The organism is Flavobacterium foetidum (genome assembly GCF_004634245.1).
Taxonomy (GTDB): Bacteria; Bacteroidota; Bacteroidia; order Flavobacteriales; family Flavobacteriaceae; genus Flavobacterium; species Flavobacterium foetidum.
Genome location: NZ_SJTF01000012.1, coordinates 109,448 through 131,983 on the forward strand (window position 1 = coordinate 109,448; position 22,536 = coordinate 131,983).

The window sequence follows — 22,536 nt, forward strand, 5'->3', positions numbered from 1 at the left end:
TGAGTTTAAATATTGTTATTATTCTTTAGTAGCTTCTTTTTTAGCTTTTGGAGCTGCTTTTTTAGCTTTTGGAGCTTCTACTTCTTCAGTAGCTGTCTCTTCTGCTACAACCGCTTTCTTAGCTGCTGCTTTTTTAGTTCCTCCTGCTGCAGTAATACCTTCAATTACAATTTGTGTAAGATATTGTCTGTGACCATTTCTTTTTTTGTATCCTTTTCTTCTTTTCTTTTTGAAAACGATAACTTTATCACCTTTTAAGTGTTGTAACACTTTAGCTTCTACTGAAGCACCTTCTATAGCTGGGGCGCCTAAAGTTACATTTCCGTTGTCATCTAATAAAAGAACTTTGTCAAAAGTAACTTTTGAACCTTCTTCGTTAGCTAAACGGTGAACATAAACCTTTAAGTCTTTGCTTACTTTAAATTGTTGCCCTGCTATCTCTACGATTGCATACATACCAAATTGATTTATTGATTTTTAAGGTTGCAAATATACAACTAATAATTTACTGTGCAATCTATAGTCGTAAAAATATTTAAGGGCTTGTAATTACTGTGTTTCAGGCGTTTCCAATCTAACCATCAATGTATTTTGAAGTAAAAGACTGTTAAATTACAACGAAAATAATGGCAAAACATCAAACCATAAGTAAAAAAAACTATTTTTGATGTAACTAAAATCGACTCTTGTCTACCTACTCTTTGTAGAATATAAAAATTATTAATCTTTATGAAAAAATCAATAATGATGTTAAGTGCTGCATTAATGCTTGGCGGCGTGTCTCATGCCCAAAAAGTAGCTTTTGAAGAATACAATTTAGATAACGGACTGCATGTTATTCTTCACAACGATTCATCAGCTCCGGTAGTCGTAACTTCGGTGATGTATCATGTAGGCTCAAAAGACGAACGTCCTGACAGAACTGGTTTTGCGCATTTTTTTGAACATCTTTTATTTGAAGGAACAAAAAACATCAAACGTGGCGAATGGATGAAAATCGTTACGGCAAATGGTGGGGTAAACAACGCCAATACAAACGATGACAGAACTTATTACTATGAAGTTTTTCCTTCCAACAGTCTTGAACTTGGCTTATGGATGGAATCAGAAAGATTAATGCATCCGATTATCAATAAAATTGGAGTTGAAACGCAGAATGAAGTTGTTAAGGAAGAAAAAAGAATGCGTTACGATAATCAGCCTTACGGAAATATTCTGCCTGAAGTTAAAAAGAATATGTTTAAAAACCATCCGTATCGCTGGACTACAATTGGCTCAATGAAAGATTTGGACGCAGCGACACTTGAGGAATTCCAAGCTTTCAATAAAAAATTCTACACCCCTAACAATGCAGTATTAGTAGTTGCTGGTGATTTTGACAAAGCAAAAACCAAAGAATGGATCCAGAAATATTTTGGCCCAATTCCACGAGGCGCAGAAGTTAAAAAACAGACTTTTACCGAAGAACCGATTACTCAGACTATAAAAGCAACTTATGAAGATCCGAACATCCAGATTCCAATGGTGGTAGCTTCCTATAGAACCCCGTCTATGAAAACAAGAGATGCACGTATTTTAGATTTGATTTCATCATATTTAAGTGACGGGAAAAGCTCTAAATTATACAAAAAAATTGTAGACGATAAAAAGATGGCGCTACAGATTGGCGCAGTCGGATTTAGCCAAGAAGATTACGGTATGTACATTTTGTACGGTCTGCCTATGGCTCCTAACACCACAGCCGACATCTTAAAAGAAATGGATGAAGAAATAGTAAAACTTCAAACCGATTTGATTTCTGAAAAAGATTATCAAAAATTACAAAACAAATTCGATAACAATTATGTAAATGCGAATGCAAGCGTAGAAGGAATTGCAGAAAATCTGGCTTCGTATTATTTGCTTTACGGCGACGTAAATTTAATTAATACCGAAATCGAAATGTATCATTCGATTACAAGAGAAGAAATCAGAGATGCTGCTAGAAAATACCTGAATCCAAATCAGCGTTTAGTTTTAGATTACGTTCCTTCAGCAAAAGTTCAAAATTAAGAATATCGAATCATGAAAAAATTATATACAGTTTTAATCCTTTCCTTCCTAACTGGAATTATGCAAGCACAAGATCGACCACAGCCAAAACCGGGCAATCCGCCAGTTGTTAACATCAAAAAACCTCAGACTTTTGTTCTGGCAAACGGCATTAAAGTTCTGGTTGTCGAAAACCACAAACTGCCTCGCGTAAGCTTTAATCTTACTCTTGACAATGCGCCTTTTACAGAAGGAAACAAAAAAGGTGTTGATGAATTGACCAGCAGCTTAATTGGCAATGGCACAAAAAAAACCACCAAAGAAGCTTTTAACGAAGAAATCGACTTTTATGGAGCTAATATAAATTTTACGGCTCAAGGTGCATATGCAAGTTCGCTTTCTAAATATTCGGGACGAGTTTTAGAACTTTTGGCAGAAGGCGCTCTACAACCTAATTTTACACAAACTGAATTTGATAAGGAAAAAGCAAAGTTACTCGAAGGGCTTAAAGCAGACGAGAAAAGTGTTCCAGCAATCGCAAACCGCGTTGTAGATGTTTTGGCTTTCGGAAAAAATCATCCCGCAGGAGAATTTTTATCGGAAGCAACCGTAAACAACGTTACACTAAGCGATGTTCAGAACAACTATAATACTTATTTTGTTCCAGAAAACGCCTATTTAGTTGTGATAGGAGATGTCAAATTTAAGGAAATCAAAAGTTCGGTAGAAAAGCTTTTCGGCGGATGGAAAAAACAGGCTGCACCAAAAAATACGTATCCTGATCCAACAAACGTAGCGAAACTTCAAATTGATTTTGTAGACATGCCCAATGCGGTTCAGTCTGAAATCTCATTAGTAAATACGGTAAATCTAAAAATGAGCGACCCTGATTTCTTTCCTGCAGTAATTGCGAATCAGATTCTAGGAGGCGATTTCAACAGTTACCTGAACATGAACTTGCGCGAACAGCACGCTTGGACATACGGAGCCAATTCTAGCATTGGAAGCAGCAAATATGTGACTAAATTTAAAGCTACTTCTGCCGTTAGAAACACAGTAACCGACAGCGCCGTGGTACAATTCATCAAAGAAATCAAAAGAATAAGAACAGAAAAAGTTAATGCTGATGTTCTAAAAAATGTAAAAGCGGGCTATATCGGAAGATTTGTAATGCAGGTAGAAAAACCACAAGCTGTCGCTCGTTATGCTTTAAATATTGAAACAGAGAAACTTCCTGCAGATTTCTATGAAAAATACATTCAAACTATAAATAACGTTACCGCTGATGACATTTACAGTGTTGCCAACAAATACTTTTTATTGGATAATATGCGTATTGTAATCGTTGGAAAAGGTTCTGATGTGCTTCCTGGATTGGAAAAACTGCAGATTCCGATATCGTATTTTGACAAATACGGGAATCCGGTTGAAAAACCAGCTGTTAAAAAGGATGCTCCAAAAGACATCAGTGCTAAAACTGTTTTCGAAAACTACATAAAAGCTATTGGAGGAGAAAAAGCGGTTTCTGCTGCAAAAACATTATTTATGAACGGAAGCACATCAATTCCGCAAGCTCCTGCTCCATTGACTTTTACTTCTAAGTTAGACTCAAAAGGAAAAATGATGGTGTCATTATCAATGGGAACAATGACCATCATGAAACAGGTTGTAAATGACAAAGGCGCTTATATTGAACAACAAGGCCAGAGAAAAAGCTTAGAGGGAGAAGATCTTAAAGAAATGAAAGCAAACGCCGCTCCTTTTGAAGAATTGCAATTGGTAAAACGCACAGACTTAAAAGTGGACAGTATTGAGCCAATAAACGGAAGTGATGCTTACACTATAAAAGACGGAAAAACAACTTACTACTATGACATCAAATCGGGTTTGAAAGTAGCCGAATCTAAACTACGTGAACAAGGCGGAAAATCAGTTACACAGATTACTCATTTCAAAGATTACAGAGAAGTAAAAGGAGTAAAAGTTCCTTACAATCTAGTTCAAAATATCGGTTTCGAACTGGATATTAAAATCGCCGAAATCAAAATCAATGAAGGTGTTTCTGATGCAGATTTCTTGTAGTTTTAAGTTGCCTAGGATTTAAGGCTCTAAGCTACTAAGGCTCTGAGTTTCTAAGATAATAAGGCTTTGTCAAGGTTTGAACTTTGACAAAGCTTTTTTATTGATTAATTATGTCTAGCTAACAAGCCTACCCTCACTTTTTCGCAGACAAGTAAACTCCGATTAGAATAACAAAAGCACCTACTGACTGAATCGGCGTCAGGATTTCGTTATCTAATAATCCCCAGAAACAGGCTACTATCGGAATTAAATAGGTTACAGATGTTGCAAAAACGGGCGATGACATCTGAATAAGCTTAAAGAAAAGAATATTTGCAATTCCGGTTCCTAAAATGCCAAGAATCATCACAAAAAATATAGAGTGCTGTGTTTCTGACACATTTATTTTTTGACTGATATCGGTTGTACATACTATAACTAAAGCCGGAAGCAGCAAAACCGTAAAATTTCCGGTAGTTATGCTTACAGAGTTTAGATCGTGTAGGTATTTCTTAATCAAATTTACATTAATGGCATAACTCAAAGTTGCTGCAACCACCAACGAAACGTAAAGATAATTTTGACTTCCTCCTAAAGAATCGCCGCTTAAAACCAGCAACAAACATCCGACTAGTCCAATAAAAACTCCTATAACCTGACGCTTTTGAAACTGAATCCCGAAAGCCAAAATCCCTAATATCAAAGTATTTAAGGGTGTTAGCGAATTTAAGATTGCCACTATTGAGCTCTCTATCCTTGTTTCTGCAATGGCAAAAAGATATGCGGGTATAAAAGTTCCGAAAAGTGATGTAATGGCCACAAATTTCCATTGACGTCGCGAAATCTTTTTTAGGCTATTAAAACCTACAATCAACAGAAAAAGCGCCGCAAAAACAATTCGGAACGAACCGACTTGGATAGCAGTAAGGCCAATCAATCCTTTTTTTATCAGAATAAAAGAGCTTCCCCAGATAAGAGAAAGAATCGACAAGTAAATCCATTTTAGCTGTTTTGTATCCATAAATTGTAGTTTACTGCAAATTTGTAACTATTTTGCGAACTGACGGCTCTATTTTTAGTAATTTTGCAGGAAAGTAATTCGCAATTTAAATTCCTATATAATGAAAATTTCAAAAATCTTAATCGCTGCAACAATCGCTGGGCTAATGTTTATTGGCTGCAAAAAAGAAGAAGATAAAAGCCTTCAAATTGTAAATGCAGAAAAAAGTGCTCCAAAAGAACACAAACCAATTGTTGCTGAAAATTTACAAACTGCAAGTTTCACAATCGACGGAATGACTTGTGCTGTTGGATGTGCTAAAACAATCGAAGAAGAATTAGCAAACCTTGACGGAGTTGAAAAAGCAACGGTTGATTTTGACAAAAAAACAGCAACAGTAAGTTTTGATAAAACAATCCAAAACCCAGAATCTTTAACAAAAGTGGTTCAAGAAACAGGAGACGGAAAAACATATAAAGTTTCGAATTTTAAGTCTTAAATTCTTAATCCAAGAATAAAAAAATGGCGTTCAGATTTGAACGCCATTTTTTTATTTCCATTTCAACGTCTCCATCAAACGCTGCATATCATTTTTAACATAACTTACTGCTGGCATAACCGAGTCGAAATTCGGTTTCGCATAAAAATAAACAGAACCAATCAGAAAGTGTTTTGTACTGTCGGTAACATAAAACTGAGAATTCGTTGCTGCGTTTCCGTCAACCTGATAGAACATTCCGTAAACCTTTTTCTGCGGATTTAAATAGGGTTGTTCCAGAATATCATCTGCCTTAATTACGTGCTCATAAGTCAGTTTTTGAGCATCCCTCAAAAGCTTGTCAATATTATTGCTTACCGGTTTATATGTCAAATAAATCGTCGCTTTCATTTTAGGATAAGTAATTGCAAAACCGCAGTCTTTTTCTCCTTTAATAATTGCGTCTTCATTCATTTCGAATGTAAACGGACAATTATTTTCGAAATTCATATATTTTGCTTCAGCATAATCCAAACGCAAAAATCCTGCTGGTTTTGGAACCACGTCATCTTTACAGCTTACTGCGGTCGCTGCCAAAATTACAGTGGCAGCAAAAATTACTTTTCTAAACATTCTTTATTCTAATGTTACTTTTATTTGTTTTACACGTTTTTTATCGACTGTTTCAACGGTAAAAACGCAATTTTCAAATTGTATTTTCTGGTCTTTTTTCGGGAAATTTCCTAAGATTTCTAAAATAAATCCCGCAAGCGTTTCTGCTTCGCCTTTGTGTGCATCAAAAACATCTTCGTCAACATCTACAATTCGGTAAAAATCTTTAAGATTTATTTTTCCTTCAAAGAGAAAATTCTTTTCATCTATTTGTGAGAAATTCAGATTTCCATCATCAAACTCATCGCTTATATCCCCTACTATTTCCTCGATTACATCTTCTAGCGAAACCAATCCCGATGTTCCTCCGTATTCATCAACCACAATCGCTAAATGGCTTTTTAGACTCTGAAAATCCTTTAAAAGATTATCCAGTTTTTTATTTTCTGGCACAAAAAAAGCTTCTCTCATCAGTGATGTCCAGTCAAATTCTTCCTTATCAATGTACGGAAGCAAATCTTTGACAAACAAAACTCCTTCAATCTGGTCGATATTGTCTCTATAAATGGGAATTCTTGAAAATCCTTTTTCGATTATTTTTGGATATATTGACGCAAATGATTCGGTTATTTCCAATGCAAAAATATCAATTCTCGGACTCATAACCTGCTTGGTGTCTGTATTTCCAAAAGAAACGATTCCCTCCAGAATTTTTTGTTCTTCTGTTGAAGTTCCTTCCGAATCTGTAAGCTCCAAAGCCTGTGATAGCTGATTGATAGAAAAATTGTTTTTCTGTTTCCCTAATTTATTCTGCAAATATAAGGTAACGCTTCGCATTGGCAAACTGATTGGAGAAAGCAATTTATCAAGAAAAGCGATTGGATATGCTACCCATTTCGCAAATTTAAGACTGTTTCGACTCGCAAAAACCTTTGGGAGGACTTCTCCAAAAAGCAAAATCAGAAAAGTTACTAAAATTACCTCCAAAATAAACTTTATGGCTGGAGAACTCACACCTGAAAAAATATCATGCCCAATAAAAGCAAACAATATTACGACTCCGATGTTTAAAAAATTGTTTGCGGTAAGCAATGTTGCCAACAGCTTTTTAGGTCTGTCGAGAAGATTTGATATGATTTTACCTTTAGAAAGATTTTCTGCCAGCATATCATCAATTTCTTTTTGCGAAAGCGAAAAAAGCGCCACTTCAGCTCCAGAAACAATAGCTGATAAAAACAGCAAAACAAAAATTGCGACAAAACCAATTATAAAATTGCTGTCTAGATTGGTAGTAACAAATAAACTGGGCTCTGGGTCCAAATCAAAAAAAATTAGTTAAACATAGCTAAAACGGCAGGTCGTTTATAGGCAGACCTTCATTTGGCGCATCAAAGTTAGCGTTTTTTGCTGGCTCAGCCTCCTGATTTGACTTCTGATTTACTGTTTCTTTTTTGGTAGTAAGAAATGTAAATTCAGTTACTTGAATTTCCGTAGTATATTTTGTTGTTCCGTCTTCTGCTTGCCATTGGCGAGATTTGATACGGCCTTCAACATAAATTTTATCTCCTTTAGAAAGATACTTCTCGCAGATTTCGGCAGCTTTATTGCGTACAACTAAATTATGCCACTCTGTTGAAGTAATTTTTTCGTTAGTACTTTTATTTATATAAACTTCATTTGTAGCCAGCTGAAAACGTCCAATACAATTTCCTCCATCAAAATAATGCATCTTCACATCATCGCCCAAATGGCCGATGAGCATCACTTTATTTAATGTTCCATTCATAGTTTTTTGTGGTATTTCTACCAAAGATACATTTTTTTAGCAAATTAATTCCTGCTTTTCTATAAAATTACAAATTAAGAGTACTTAGCTTTAAGATTTCAGATACTAGCTCACTTTCTCCGTGCATCAAATTGCTTTTATAATTTTCTAAATAGTTAAAGTTGCTAAAAAACCGATTCTTACATTTAACAATTATGAATAAAAACTCACTTTTTTATTCTTGTATCAAACTATTCAGAAGAGTATCACAAATTTAGTTCAGACTTACAAGTAATACTAAAAATCTTTTCATTTTTTATTCCGATTCTTGGATTTCTTATTTATGCATTAAAAAAAAAATAAAAATCCAAAAGCGGCAAAATCTGCGTGCGAAATGGCCATTGCAGATTTCTTTTTTTTATCTTTTTGCGAATCCTTTATTATGCTTATGTGTATCGTTAGCTGTTGACCTGCATATTTTCTATAAAATTGTAAATAACAATCGGAAAAGGAAACGTTTTGAGTTTTTCTTGATCAATTCCGTCTTTAAGTACGTTATTTATTTTAATTTTCCAGAACTGTATGGCAAGATGCTGATGCGATAATTTATGGGCAACAGCATCGCTATATTTCTCTATACTATTAATAGTATAATCAGGAAAAAAAAGCTGTGAATTCTGAAAAACAAAATCAAAATCGACTATGCTGTCTGTTTCGAGAAGCGGAAATTCATATAAATTATGCCAGATACCTTTGGAAGTCCTTTTTTGAATAAACGTATTTCCTAAAGCATCTTCGAGGACCAAATAATTAAAATAACGATTTGTAATTTTGACTTTTTTTGACTTTACCGGAAGCTGGCTTACTTTCTTTTTGTGAAGTCCCGCGCAGCTCTCATTAAAAACACAAATCGCGCAGTCAGGATTTTTCGGCACACACTGAAGTGCTCCAAATTCCATAATCGCTTGGTTAAAAATTGCAGGATTATCCGCAGGCATGAGTTCTTTTGCCAAGGCTGTAAATTCTTTTTTAGCAGTAGGCATTGCAATATCGGTTTCGATATCAAAATAACGCGAAAGCACACGAAATACATTTCCGTCAACCACTGGTACAGCTTCATTATACGAAAAAGAAGCTATCGCAGCGGCAGTATATTCGCCAACTCCTTTTAGTTTTAAAAGCTCCTTATAAGAATCTGGAAAAACACCATTTAAGTCATTTGCAATAAATTGCGCTGTTTTATGTAGATTTCTGGCTCTAGAATAATATCCTAATCCCTGCCAAAGTTTTAAAATCTTTTCTTCTGAAGCATCTGCTAAATTTTTTACTGTAGGAAATTCCTCCGTAAACGAAAAAAAATAGGGCATTCCCTGAGCAACACGTGTCTGTTGTAGCATAATTTCTGAGAGCCAAATATGGTACGGATTAGTCGTTTTACGCCATGGTAAATCACGTTTATTCTGTAAATACCATTTTATCAATATGTTATGGAAATTCATTGCAAAATACTTATAATACAAAAGTAAATGTTTATGTAATTAAAATTTAACGAATTAGCTTGATTAATTATTTTTTTAATTCCTATATTTGCAAACTCAAAAAAATAAAACACCATTTATAAAAATAAAAAGGAAAGAAAATGACGAAAGCAGATATCGTAGCGAAAATTTCAGAGAAATTAGGTCTTGAAAAAGGAGACGTTCAAGCAACAGTTGAAACTTTTATGGAAGAAGTTAAAACTTCATTAGAAACTGGAGACAATGTCTACCTAAGAGGTTTCGGTAGTTTTATCGTTAAAACTAGAGCTGAAAAGACAGGAAGAAACATTTCTAAAAACACAACTATCAAAATTCCTGCACACAACATTCCTGCGTTTAAACCTGCAAAAGTTTTTGTAGAAGGAGTTAAAACTAACAACGAAGCAAAATAATATTAATTAACATAAAATCTGACACGATATGCCAAGTGGTAAAAAAAGAAAGAGACATAAGGTAGCTACTCACAAACGTAAGAAAAGAGCGAGAGCTAACCGCCACAAAAAGAAAAAGTAGTTTTAAACTACTTTTTTCTTTTTAAACGTTCATTGAAATTGAAAATTAGTATTCAGTCATCAGTTTTTAGTGTTCAGCCTGCTGATTACTTAAAACTGCAAACTGCCAGCTAGTTTTCACCGGGTTAATACCTGTTAAAAATATTGTTTAATCCATCTGTAGATAAGATTTTAGATTTTAGATTTCAGATTTTAGATTCTCACTAAATCTACATTCTATTCTCTATATTCTATTTTCTGAAAAAACAGATAAAAATTTACAGTGTGAATAAAGAATTAATCATTAGATCTAGTTCTGAAGCAGTAGATTTTGCCTTATTAAAAGATGGAAAACTAATTGAATTACACAAAGAAGAAGAAAAAAGCAATTTTCAGGTTGGTGATATTTTTATTGCCAAAATCAGAAAACCAGTTGCTGGACTTAATGCTGCTTTTGTGAATGTAGGCTTTGAAAAAGATGCCTTTTTACATTATCACGATTTGGGTCCAAATCTAGCTTCTCAGCTGAAATTCATAAAACTTGTAAGCGCAGGTAAATTAAAAGATTTCTCCCTAAAAACCTTTCAGTTTGAAAAAGAGATTGACAAAGATGGCATCATTACTGATATTTTAAGTGCCAATCAATCTGTCTTAGTTCAGGTAGTTAAAGAACCTATATCAACCAAAGGTCCAAGAATAAGTGCTGAGCTTTCTCTTGCCGGAAGATTTATCGTTCTAGTTCCTTTTTCTGATCGCGTTTCTATTTCTCAAAAAATAGAAGACAAAAAAGAAAAGGATCGTCTAAAAAAACTTGTTCTATCGATCAAACCTAAAGGATTTGGTGTTATTGTTCGTACAGTAGCCGAAGGCAAAAACGTAGCCGAATTAGAAAAAGATTTGCAGAACCTGCTTGGCAGATGGTCTGCAATGTGTAAAAAATTACCAACTGCTCATCATCCATCAAAAGTATTAGGAGAGCTTAACAGAGCTTCTTCGATATTAAGAGATGTATTTAACGATACCTTTAGTGGTATTCAAATAGATGACGAAGAGTTGTACCATCAAACGAAGGAATATCTGCAGGAAATTGCACCTTCAAAACAATCAATTGTCAAGTTTTATCAATCAAATGACACTCCGATTTTTGAGAAATACAATATAGAGAGACAAATCAAAACTTCTTTTGGCCGAACTGTTTCCATGAGCAAAGGTGCGTACCTAATCATAGAACACACTGAAGCGCTGCACGTTATAGACGTAAACAGCGGAAACCGTTCTAACAAGGCGACCAACCAAGAAGACACTGCCATGGAAGTAAATATGATTGCCGCTGCAGAAATCGCAAGACAGTTACGTCTTCGAGATATGGGCGGAATTATAGTAGTTGATTTTATCGATATGTCTAATCCTGAAAACAGGAAAGTTTTGTTCGACTTCTTGCGAGAAGAAATGAGCGACGATAAAGCAAAGCATAAAATATTACCGCCGAGTAAATTTGGTTTGGTCCAGATTACCAGACAGCGCGTAAGACCAGAAGTGAATATCAAAACCAGAGAAGAAGATCCAAATAAAGTTAATGGCGAAATCGAAGCGCCAATCTTAATAATAGACAGGATCACCTCTGATTTAGAAAGACTTTTAAAAACCCACAAAAAGGTTGTGCTTAATACACATCCGTTTGTGGCTGCATACCTCAGCAAAGGTTTTCCATCATTACGTTCAAAATGGTTTTTTGAACATAAAAAGTGGGTGAAAATCATACCTCGTGACGCTTACACGTACTTAGAATACCATTTCTATGATAATAAAGGAAATGTTATTTCAGAATAAAATAAAAACCGCCTTTCGAAAGACTGGCGGTTTTTTTGTGACTTTTTGTAAGCATCAACACAATTGGGTTTTGGAATTTTAAAGATTGGAAATTTATTAGTTAGGAGCATTTTCCAGCTATCCACTTGTATCTTTTCCTGGCTAAAGAAGCCAGAAAAAGGATACCGCTTCTATCTGGGCTAGGCACTCTTTTTCATTTGAATATTTATTTTTAATATAAAACTCCTTTCTGTCATAATAACATAAAAAAAACTTAATACAGCTACTAGATCATTTATATTTAAATATGTTTATGAAGATTTTAATAACCCAATTATGGCTCTTAGCAATTTTTATAAAACATATTCAGGAGAACTAGGAATTTATTGTTTACTACTCGTCCTATTTACTGTCAGAATAACTGCCCAAAATACCAAATCTGAAGATAAGTTTGAACCAATTTTCTACGTAAACTACTCAGTAGCAAACAAAAGTCTTTTGACTGCTGGGCTCGAATTTTGTTTGGATTGTAAAGATGAAAACAAACTCTTTTTGGGCGCGGGATACGGAGTCACAAACAGTTACAACGGAAATTATTATGGCCTTTCTGATTTAAATTTATCCTATAGCAAGGAATTGCTTTTTATAAAAACAGGAAGTTCTCATAAAAACGCCTATGCACTAGGCGGATTTACCTTTTTAAATAGATTTGATTTAGGTTTTGGATATTCCTTTCCGTACAATAATAATGAAAAAATACCTGCATATAAAGGCTTTACTACTTCGCTCACTTTACGTCTAACAAAAAATGAAAAAGCGTACCAAAAGTTTAATATGATACAATAAACTTATTCCCTCACAATTTCGATTTTTCTCCTAATTTCATTTCCTGAAGCATCTACCACTGTAATATAATGCATTCCCGTTGTTGGCGTTATAGGCAGTTCATGAAAAGTTTTGGTTGTCGCTTTATATACATCATCAACATACCAAAACAGTTCTTTATCTCTTTCAGAATAAGCCACTTTTAAAATAACAGGCTGAACGTTACTATTAAAATCTTTTGTCAAATAGATTTTGCTATTTGCTTTTGGATAAATAAAATCCATTGTGGTGGTTTGTGTTCCTTCGCAGCCTTCTTTAAATGGAGGTAACGGCAAATATTCGATATGCTGACTCTTGTAATACCATGCCATAACTGGAGGCAGTACAAACCAGTTTTTAGTCACTATATTATCTACACTTTCACAACTGCTGTTGACCTGAAATTGCTCCGTTTTGTCTAAATGAATTGTTCTATGATACGGACAAACTTTAGTCGATTTTCCTTTTTTTGTAACCCATTGCTTGATTTTCGGACAATTATCTTTTGCCAGATAACCGCTTAATCGGCAAACCTCAACTTCTGCCAAATCTTTGTAAGGCGTATCAAACCATCTTTGTCTTGGCAATAAATTAAAAACGTCAAACAAAATTGGGGCAGCACTCGTTACTCCTGTCAAAGTTGGCCTTCCTTCTCCTGTGGCATTTCCAACCCAAACTCCAACCACATATCTGGAATTTGTTCCAATGGCCCAAGCATCTCTATTTCCGAAACTGGTTCCGGTTTTCCAGGCAATTTTCAGCGAACTGTCATAAAATTTCCACGCTTCATCTCCTTCTGGTCTATTGACCTCTTCCATTGCGTTGTAAGTCAGCCAAATTGATCCTGCACCCAAAATGTTCTTCTGGTCGGTTTCTGAACCAAAATCGGGCTTAAAATCGTTTTTGTAATTTAGTTCAGTAAACTCATTCGTTCTGTATTTCGCCTGATGTTTTGTAAAATAATTCAGTGTTGAAGATAAATTAGCATAGGTTCGGCATAAATCCCACAAATTGCTTTCTGCACCTCCTAAAATAAGCGACAAACCATAATGGTCGGGTGTTTTATTAATGTTCTTCAATTTAAACTTTTGTAGTTCCTCGTAAAACTTGTTTACAGTAAATTTCTGAAGCATCAAAACCGCCGGAATATTAAGCGAACGTGATAAAGCTCTATGTGCAGGAACAGCTCCATCAAATGTCAGATTAAAATTCTGAGGCGTATATCCTGAAATTTGCGTTGGAATATCAGCCACTAAAGTATTTGGCAATAGTTCACCATCATCTAACATTGCACCATATAAAAGCGGTTTTAAAATACTTCCTGTACTTCTTGGCGCCTCAATAATATCAACATCTTTTTGATGGTCACTGTCTGCCGGAGAATTCCCTACATAACCCATTACATTTCTGTTCTGAACATCGATAACCAAAATCGCCAAATTATGCACTTCATTCTGCTTGTACTGATTGTAATAATATCTTGCAATCTGATTCACTCGATTTTGCAGCGCATAATCAATTGTTGTTTTTACACTTGTTCCTTCTTCATTTTTGGCAACCCTTTGCAATAAATGTGGAGCGATCTGAGGTAAATCGTATGGCTTTTGAGGCAGAGGCTCTTCTATAGAAAGTTCGTATGTCTGCTTGTCGATAATACCTTCTTGATGTAGCTTTAATAAAAGTCGGTTTCGTTTATTCAGTAATTTTATTTGATTTTTTCCCGGATAAATTAAACTGGGTGCATTTGGCAAAACCGCTAAAACTGCATTTTCTGCCCATGATAATTGATTGGAGTGAACGCCAAAATAACGCCACGAAGCCATTTCTAATCCTACAACGTTTCCCCCAAATGGTGCATGGGCTGCATACATTTCGAGAATTTCATCTTTTGAATATCCTAACTCTAATCGGGTAGCGAGAATTATTTCAATGATTTTTTCAAAATAGGTTCTGTTTTTTCCTTTTCGGGATAATCTAATAACTTGCTGTGTTAAAGTACTTCCACCTCGAACCACTTTTCCTGCTCTTTTATTTTGCTTAAAAGCATTAATCATCGCTCCGGGATTAAAACCGGGATGTTTATAGAAATATTCGTCTTCAAAATAAACAATACACTTTTTGAATTTGTCCGGAACGCTGTCCTGAGCCGGAAAACGCCATTGTCCGTCACGGGCAATTTTAGCTCCAAGCAATTCTCCTTCTTTGCTTTCTATAACTGTCGAATAAGGCTCTTTAAACAAAGTTCGAGGTATCGAAAAATAGTAAATCAGCAAGAGCAGAAATGCAATTGCTGATTTTATTTTGTTTCTTTTTATCCAGTTTATAATGCGTTGAAGGAACGCTTTTAATTTATTTTTCAAACCACACTCTTATTTCGTATCCTAACAGGTTTCCAAAACCTGTTAGGTATTCTTTATCCATTCCTAAAAGAAAAAATAAAAATTTCTTCACTATATCTATAAAATACCTAACAGATTTTGAAAACCTGTTAGGTATTCTTTATCCATTCCTAGAAGAAAAAAAAAAAAATCTTCACTATATCTATAAAATACCTAACAGGTTTTGGAAACCTGTTAGGATATCAAACACAATTTTTATTCATCCAGTAAATTGATCTCATTAATTATTCCTTCATAAATCAGTCTTTTTTCATCATGACAAAATATGAAATTTTCTAAATCACCAAACAATTCAAGAATAAATTGACGATCAATATTGCTTGGTTTACTTGACAAATACGATTGCCAAGATGAATGTTTGTAAGATTGAAAATCTTTAGAAAATTTATGTTTTACAGGATTCAAGTGAATATAAACAATCAGCTTTTTCAAATAATTTTCGTTTTCTATTCTGTTCCTCTGCAAATGTTCCTGAAAAAGACTTCCGCTTCTTCCATACATTTTATTTATGCTTTTAGAATAAGAATTAAATAAATTCGAAAATGGAAGATGAATTTTTTCCTTAAACTTTTCGGGCAAATCAATTTTATCTTTAACCCTGAAAACAATATGAAAATGATTTTTAAGCAGACAGTAAGCATAAATATCTGCTATCGGTAAAACATACTTTTTAACCTTTTCTAGAAAGTAATTGTAATTTTTATCTTCAATAAAAATATTCTCACTATTGTTTCCTCTATTATAAACATGGTAATACTGCCCAGCCTCAAAAACATCTTTCTCCAAAATACTACTCTTTTTTATTATCCTAACAGGTTTCCAAAACCTGTTAGGTATTCTTTACCCATTCCTAAAAGAAAAAATAAAAATTTCTTCACTATATCTATAAAATACCTAACAGGTTTTGGAAACCTGTTAGGGTACGTGCTACCTAAATCTACTTCACAACCTCAACCCAGAATCCTTTTGTTCTAGCTAAGAAAGTATTATCATACATTGCTTCGCACTGTAAGCCTGGCAAATAGTAATTTCCTAAATAAGATGCATTTAACAGAATTCTAAAAACTTTGGTTTCCCTGGCTTTCATTCCGAAATAGAAGTTCGTTCTGTCGTCACGAATGTCGATATAGTCTGCGATATTGTTCACCGTATCACCATAATCTGTAAAACGAGTATTTACAATTTCGAATCCTGAAGGCAGAATTTGTGATAGTGCCACATTTTGAACACTTTCTCCTCTTTGATTTTTAACCGTAACCTCAGCCACAAATTCAGTTCCTTGATTGATTTTCGAAACATTGATTACACTTCCTTTCCTGTTTTTAAAAACGACAGAAGCCGAAACATCGCTTTGAACCGCATTTTCTTGTCCGATTGGAAGAATTCCTGTATTCAATACTCGAACATAAACCGTATTGGCTTTATTGTTTTTCAGCGTTATGCTGTTTGCCCCAGAAGCAACAGCTAAACTACGGTCTGCAACTGATTTACCTGTATTGATTGTCTCTCCTTTTCCGTTTTTACTGAACTGAATATTGATTCCCTTTGGACCGTTGCTTATCGCAAATTTCGACATTGCATATAAACAATAAGCCGTAGTCTGTGTACTCATCCATTGATTAGCCGACATTTCTTTGGCTAATTTCGTTGCTGTTACAAATGCTTTTTGTTTCTGTCCTAAAAGTAGCATTGTTTCTAATGCCATTGCTCTATTTCTTTCGCTTGAACCGTAATAGTAATAGCTGTAACCGTCTGAGCTTCCGTCGATGCTCGTTTTCAGGAACAAACTTTGTCCTGCCGATTTTTGTCCTGCTAAAACATAAGCTGCGGCCAAACGAAGCATACTTTCGTTCGAAATACCTTTGGTTTCACGCAATCTGTTCATTGATGATAAATCGGCATTTCCTGCTAAAGCTAAGGTGTACAATCTATAAGCCTGAGCTAAATCATTTCCATATTTAGGCTCAAAACGCCATTGTTTGGCTTCTTTTTGCTGATAGGACAACCATTTTGATTTGAAATTAATTGGTAATACATATCCTTTTTTCTCTGCTTCAATTAAAAAATGTCCAGCATAAGATGTTCCCCAATCGTCTGGAACTGCATTCCCCTGCCAATAAGGCAATCCACCATTTGATAATTGGAAATTTCCTAATCTAGCAATTCCGGCCGCAATATTTTTTTGAATCAAATCTTTACGTTTTGCATCAATATCTGCTACATCTCCCAAATACAATTGAGGGAAAACAGATGAAGTCGTCTGCTCTACACAACCATGCGGATACTGAATTAAAAACTGCAGTCTTCCGTTCAAATTCATCGAAGGCATAGACGAAACTTCTAATCTTGCTTTATTGCTTCCTGCAATTCCGAATGTTTTCCATGAAATGGTTTTGGCGCTATTTGGCGCTAAAACAACATCGGTAAATGTGCTCGTAACCGGATTCGGATTGGTCATATCGATTTCAACTTCATAAACCGATTTCTCGCTTCCTGACGTTGCGATTACCTGAACTTTTGCAATTCCAGTAGCCGAACTAACAACTAAATTAAAATAGGCCATTTTTTCATCTGGCTGTGCAAAACTTAGTCTTTGAACGGCATTTCCCGCAACTTTCAGTCCGTTGCTTGTTTTTACCTGAATCGTTACGTTTTTAATCTTATTTTCAGTTGCAAAAACCGTAACAGGAAGCGTTACTTTTTCTGATGGCGAAATTTTTCTTGGCAACGAAGCCAATACCATCAATGGACTTTTGACCTGAGTTGCTTTTTCAGCACTTCCATAAGCACTTGTATTTGCATCTCCTGCCACAACCATTGTTCTTACTGAACCAATGTATTTCGGCAGTTTTAATTGGTGCGATTTTGTTTCGCCTTTTCCTAATTTAAATGGACCATAATACAATACAACTGGTTTAAAACGGTTTGCTTTTTTAGCTTTTCCACCACCTAAATCTTGGTCACCACCAATACTGAAAATCTGATTTATTTTTCCGCCATAAGCACCAATTACATCATCGTAAACGTCCCAGGTTTTTACGCCCAAAGCTTCACGAACATAAAAACTATCCCATGCATTTGGTGTTTTAAAACGAGTTAAATCCAAAAGACCTTCATCAACAACTGCTATTGTATAGGTCATTTCTTTATCAGATTTCTCGCCCACTTTTACTGTAAATGGCTGTTCTGGCCTCAAAACGTCAGGCATATTTAATGTTGGAGCTAAAATTGTGTTTTTATCCACCACTTCAATTGGTACAATTCCGTACATACGAATTGGCGAGTCGTTTTTGGTTGAAGCGTGTGGCTGTAATAATGTAATATTGAAATACACATTTGGCGCCATTGCTCCTGTAATTGGAATCTCAACTTTTGTTTCTCCCTTTTTGGTTTCAGCCCAAACAGTTTGTACAACTCTTGAACCATTTTCAACAGAAATCAAGGCACGTCCACCTTCACTTGAAGGGAAGGAAATCTGCGCTTTTTCTCCCACTGCATAGTTTTTCTTATCGGTTGAAAAAACCAACATATTTGCAGTTGAAGCATCTCTATTTCTTGTTTTTCCAGACCAGATTGGCCAATCGATATTTACGGTTAAAGAAGTAGCATGCCCGCTTTCTCCGTCTTCAACACGAATTAAATAGCGTCCCCATTCTTCATCTGTCAAAGCAAATTGAAAACTTCCTTTTCCGCTTGAATCAGTATTGATTACAAAGGTTTTGTATGAAGTTGTAGCGTTTGACGAATTATAATTAGACAAATTATCGCTTGAAGAATCCCACCACCATCTCCAATCCACTTTGTAAACTCGCACTTCGAGATTACGAACTGCTTTTGGTCTTCCGTTTTCATCTACGGTTACCACATCAAAACGGTTGTTCGTTCTGGTTTCAAGCATATTATACTTGTTTAATTCGGGTGTTTTTATTCCAACATAGGTTTGGTATGGCGAATAAGTTGTCGACATCACATCGGTGCTAAAATCTCCTCCTTCTTCATACACTTTTGTGATGAATGAAGCACGCAACATTCCAGGTGCCTGACCTTGCAATCTTGGCTGAATATTTACCGAAGCTTTTCCGCTTTCGTTTAATTTTCCAGAGAAAACATTGATTTCTTCTGTGCCGAATTGTCGCGCCAAATCATCAAAACTATATTTTTCATATCCTTTGAATGTCGTTGTTTGTTGCGAAAATTTAGCCTGCATTTCTACATTCAGATTTTTCGCAATCGCTCCATGAAGCCAAGTTACTTCCAGATTATCTGTATTTGGATAGGAAGCCGAAAGTGTTTTTCTGCTAAAAGTATTCTTGATTTTTAAACGATTTGGTTTTATAGTCTCAATCTTGATACTCTTGTAGAATTTTGCACCTCCAACGCTCACCATCGCTTCCCAGTTTCCTGTTGGCGCATCTTGATTGGTTGGCACCGTAAAAGCATAATGATTCAGTTCGTTTGTTTTTTGAACGGTCTGATAAACCGTTTTCCCATTCGGGTCATTCAATCTAAATTTAATTGGATGCGATTTAGGCAATTTATTCGCCGCATCATTCAAAATAAAAGACAAATACAAATTATCTCCTGGTCGCCAAACACCTCTTTCTCCGTAAATAAATCCTTTTAGCCCTTTTTGTAAAGTCTCTCCGGCAACATCAAAATTACTGACAGACAACGAAAGTCCGTCGTCTAATTTTACGTAAGTTGACTGGTCTCCTAAAGTTACAATAGCAAAATACGCAAATTTATCCAATTGGAAAGATGCAATTCCCTCACTGCTTGTCGCTTCTGAAGCTATTTTTTGCTGTTGGAAATTATACAAATCTACTCTCGCGTTTGAAACTGGTTCCGTCGTAACGATATTGTTTACGGCAAACAAATACGATTTATTCTCGCCTCTTTTGGCAATAACTCCTAAATCTGACGCTAAAATATTGGTCGCAATTCTTGCATTGTAATAGTAAGAACCTGTGCAAGGGTCTTGGCTTTCTCTCCAATCGTAATCATCATAATAGTAATAATCATCGTAAGAGTTGCCGCTGTAGTTTACGTCATTTTCATCTACTTCTTCCTCTTCTGTTTCATCATCATTACTATCTGATGTTTCGCATTTATAAAGCGAATATTTCTTTTTATAAACAAATTCGACTCTGTAAATTGCTCCTGGCTCTGGTTTGATAATTTTAGATAAATCCAAAGCATAAGTATTCCATTTGGAGAGATTTACGAGCGTGCTTTCCCTTAAATTCAATGTTGTTTTAGCAATTGGCTGCGCGACTTTTTTAAGGTTTTGTCCGCCATTTAATTCGTTGTATTGTAAAAACTGAAGGATATTGTTTTTGTAAATTTTATACACTTTTACATCAACAGCGCTTAGATTTACGGCTTCGAAATTCAGTTTCAAATTGTTGGAACTTGGCAGAATCGTTCCGTTTTTCACAAAGCGGATGTTTGGTTTTATCTGGTCAAACGAGATTTTTTCAGAATAATTGTTTTCCATTTTCTTGCCGTACTGGCTTTCAATTCCTTGAAAAACTTCCAATAATAATTCTCCCGTAACTACTTGCTCTGGTTCTTCATCCGGTACATATTCAACTGCTTCTTCTACAACTGTGGCGGCTGAATCTACGGCAACAGTGGCTGAATCAACCATAACGGCGGCCGAATCTACTGCTACAGCGACAGGTTCTGCCACAGCTACCGCTATAGGCTCTTCTTTTTTCGGAGCGTTTTGGTTTGTAAAATATACTTTCAGTAAATTTCCTTGTGTTGAAAACTTCAGGTTATTGGTATTTTGAATCGAAACCAATCCGGCAAAATCCTGTCCTTTTTCTAAAGGCTCAGAAAAATTAATCAAAACCTGCTGATTGTTTCCGTCTGGAACTTCAACTTTTATAACCTTAAATTCGTTGATACTCGTAATCGGGAAATCGATTTGTCCTTTTTGCTCAATATCAAAATCACTTCCATCATAAATAATCTCTAAGTTTGAAGCTTCCGATTGGCGTTGGATACTGTCTATTATAAAACGAAATTCTTTTGCAGGGCCGTTTGTTTTCTCAAACTTAATTTTAAGATTATTGCCGTTATGTTTGGCTTCAACTAGCTTTTGAGCCGTTTCTAAATCAATATTGTCTGCTGTTTTTAAAACACAGTTTAAATATTGATATTCTTTGCTGTACGACTGAATATCACCAGTATTGATCGTAAAATCCTGTTTTACTGTTTTAACTGTAAAATTGAATTTAGAAAGTTCCTTTTCTTTCTCTTTCGGAATGGCAGTCAGTTTATCTAAGTTTAAGGTAACCTGATATTCTGTTCCTGCTTTTAGTTTTTTCTCTGGAATAAAAGCCAAAGTATTGGTTGACAGCGCTATTACTTTTCCGTTTACACTTGGCGAAATATCAAACAAATCGTCGTCTAATTCCTGATTTGGTTTCCAATCGTTTTTATCAAAAGCCAAAACTACTCGAATATCAGAATCTGCCGAAACAATGCCGCCCGTGAAACTCGTAATGTAGTCTTTGAATAAAGAAAAATCGGAGTTGAAATCTGCAGCTGATTTTCTGCCGCAAGATTGAAAAATAAAGAACACAAAAAAAACGAGAACTAAACCTTTTGCTTTCACTTTTATCTAGAGTTAATTGGTTAACAAATGAGAATTTAACATATTTTACTGCTAAAAGCCATAACAACAAAATACAAATTAAATTATGATAAAAGTAAAATAATTTTCAGATGATTTAAGAGGAAAATTCTCTACTTCTTATTATTTAACTTTTGTTGAAGTTTACAATCTATTCCCACGCTTATTCCTGCTAAAGGAGCAGGAAAAAGGATGCCGCTTCCATCTGGGCTAGGGCTATCATTTTCAAAAGATTATTTTTCTTCATATTGTATATAAAACAGTATATTCGTACAGAATCAAAATACAGCAAATGCAAGAAAGAAGTTTTACAGAAAAGAAATTTGTAACCAACAATAAAAAAACGGTTATCAATATTTTGTATTTAATAATCTTCTTAATTTCTATTGCCTTTATTGATTATTATTTATTGCCAAAAACAAGTATAAACGACAATATTGACTATTATATTGAGAATGTTGGAAAAAATAGGAATGGGCGTTCAAAAAACATAGTTTCTTATAATTATTACACCAAAAAACGAAATTCCTTTTCAACTAAAAATTTTCTTGTAGAGGAAGATGCTATAGAAATCGAGTATACCCTATTATTAAAAAGCGTCACAACCGTTAAATCAAAAGATGCTGATTATACAAAATATCTCGTTAATGGTTTAAATCCTAACGGAATTGAGTTATATTGTTGTTTTGTAATTCTTTTGTCTATAGCTTTAAGCTTAAAAATACTGCTTTCGAAAAAAGCCGTTTCTGAAAATACATTTTACAATATTATCTGTTTCAATGGCTTTCTCTTATTTGTAACTTTTTACATGATGTATTTATTTTAAACTGAGAAATCTTAATGCT

General features: G+C 34.9%; 16 protein-coding genes. 7 read left to right on the forward strand and 9 right to left on the reverse strand.

Translation table 11 applies throughout. The features are described from left to right. Window positions 1-18: 18 nt before the first annotated feature. Window positions 19-456 (reverse strand): 50S ribosomal protein L21, encoded by a 438-nt coding sequence (gene rplU, locus E0W73_RS15690; RefSeq protein ID WP_135222993.1) that lies wholly within the window; start codon window positions 454-456, stop codon window positions 19-21. A gap of 273 nt (window positions 457-729) precedes the next feature. Here rplU and E0W73_RS15695 point away from each other — a divergent pair, with 273 nt between their 5' ends. Beyond that, complete coding sequence (locus tag E0W73_RS15695; protein ID WP_135222994.1) at window positions 730-2,052, forward strand: M16 family metallopeptidase; 1,323 nt, start codon at window positions 730-732, stop codon at window positions 2,050-2,052. Window positions 2,053-2,064: 12 nt separating this feature from the next. Then, complete coding sequence (locus E0W73_RS15700) at window positions 2,065-4,113, forward strand: M16 family metallopeptidase (protein WP_208730541.1); 2,049 nt, start codon at window positions 2,065-2,067, stop codon at window positions 4,111-4,113. A gap of 133 nt (window positions 4,114-4,246) precedes the next feature. Here E0W73_RS15700 and E0W73_RS15705 read toward each other — a convergent pair whose 3' ends face one another. After that, window positions 4,247-5,113, reverse strand: a complete 867-nt coding sequence (locus E0W73_RS15705) for a DMT family transporter (RefSeq protein WP_135222995.1) — start codon at window positions 5,111-5,113, stop codon at window positions 4,247-4,249. Between the two features lie 100 nt (window positions 5,114-5,213). Between E0W73_RS15705 and E0W73_RS15710 the strand changes: the two genes are divergently transcribed. Then, window positions 5,214-5,591 carry a heavy-metal-associated domain-containing protein gene (locus E0W73_RS15710; RefSeq protein ID WP_135222996.1) on the forward strand — a complete coding sequence of 126 codons (378 nt, stop codon included), beginning with the start codon at window positions 5,214-5,216 and terminating at the stop codon, window positions 5,589-5,591. A 51-nt stretch (window positions 5,592-5,642) separates the two neighbouring features. Here E0W73_RS15710 and gldD read toward each other — a convergent pair whose 3' ends face one another. From gldD to mutY, 4 genes are all read right to left on the reverse strand, one after another. Further along, window positions 5,643-6,203, reverse strand: coding sequence for a gliding motility lipoprotein GldD (gene gldD / locus E0W73_RS15715; RefSeq protein ID WP_135222997.1), 561 nt, complete (start codon window positions 6,201-6,203; stop codon window positions 5,643-5,645). A gap of 3 nt (window positions 6,204-6,206) precedes the next feature. Beyond that, a complete protein-coding gene (locus tag E0W73_RS15720) occupies window positions 6,207-7,502 on the reverse strand; it encodes a gliding motility-associated protein GldE (protein ID WP_135222998.1) in 1,296 nt (431 codons plus the stop codon). 25 nt (window positions 7,503-7,527) lie between these two features. Continuing rightward, complete coding sequence (locus E0W73_RS15725; protein WP_135222999.1) at window positions 7,528-7,968, reverse strand: single-stranded DNA-binding protein; 441 nt, start codon at window positions 7,966-7,968, stop codon at window positions 7,528-7,530. A gap of 437 nt (window positions 7,969-8,405) precedes the next feature. Further along, window positions 8,406-9,446 (reverse strand): A/G-specific adenine glycosylase, encoded by a 1,041-nt coding sequence (mutY, locus tag E0W73_RS15730; RefSeq protein WP_135223000.1) that lies wholly within the window; start codon window positions 9,444-9,446, stop codon window positions 8,406-8,408. Between the two features lie 140 nt (window positions 9,447-9,586). On the opposite strand from mutY, the gene E0W73_RS15735 reads away from it, so the two are divergent. The 3 genes from E0W73_RS15735 (at window position 9,587) to E0W73_RS15745 (ending at window position 12,631) form a co-directional block, all read left to right on the forward strand. Then, the gene (locus tag E0W73_RS15735; protein ID WP_007805026.1) at window positions 9,587-9,877 is read left to right on the forward strand and encodes an HU family DNA-binding protein; all 291 of its coding nucleotides are present in this window, start codon (window positions 9,587-9,589) and stop codon (window positions 9,875-9,877) included. Between the two features lie 384 nt (window positions 9,878-10,261). After that, complete coding sequence (locus tag E0W73_RS15740; protein WP_135223001.1) at window positions 10,262-11,806, forward strand: Rne/Rng family ribonuclease; 1,545 nt, start codon at window positions 10,262-10,264, stop codon at window positions 11,804-11,806. A 315-nt stretch (window positions 11,807-12,121) separates the two neighbouring features. Beyond that, window positions 12,122-12,631, forward strand: coding sequence for a hypothetical protein (locus E0W73_RS15745; RefSeq protein WP_135223002.1), 510 nt, complete (start codon window positions 12,122-12,124; stop codon window positions 12,629-12,631). A 2-nt stretch (window positions 12,632-12,633) separates the two neighbouring features. Here the strand turns inward: E0W73_RS15745 and pbpC are convergent, their stop codons facing one another. The 3 genes from pbpC to E0W73_RS15760 all read right to left on the reverse strand — a co-directional run bounded on the left by pbpC (window position 12,634) and on the right by E0W73_RS15760 (window position 21,673). After that, on the reverse strand, window positions 12,634-15,009 hold the full coding sequence (gene pbpC / locus E0W73_RS15750) for a penicillin-binding protein 1C (protein ID WP_135223003.1): 2,376 nt from the start codon (window positions 15,007-15,009) through the stop codon (window positions 12,634-12,636). A 234-nt stretch (window positions 15,010-15,243) separates the two neighbouring features. Beyond that, the gene (locus E0W73_RS15755) at window positions 15,244-15,834 is read right to left on the reverse strand and encodes a transposase (RefSeq protein WP_135223004.1); all 591 of its coding nucleotides are present in this window, start codon (window positions 15,832-15,834) and stop codon (window positions 15,244-15,246) included. Between the two features lie 151 nt (window positions 15,835-15,985). Continuing rightward, window positions 15,986-21,673 (reverse strand): alpha-2-macroglobulin family protein, encoded by a 5,688-nt coding sequence (locus E0W73_RS15760; RefSeq protein WP_135223005.1) that lies wholly within the window; start codon window positions 21,671-21,673, stop codon window positions 15,986-15,988. 310 nt (window positions 21,674-21,983) lie between these two features. Here E0W73_RS15760 and E0W73_RS15765 point away from each other — a divergent pair, with 310 nt between their 5' ends. Further along, window positions 21,984-22,517, forward strand: a complete 534-nt coding sequence (locus E0W73_RS15765; RefSeq protein WP_135223006.1) for a hypothetical protein — start codon at window positions 21,984-21,986, stop codon at window positions 22,515-22,517. Window positions 22,518-22,536: the final 19 nt, after the last annotated feature.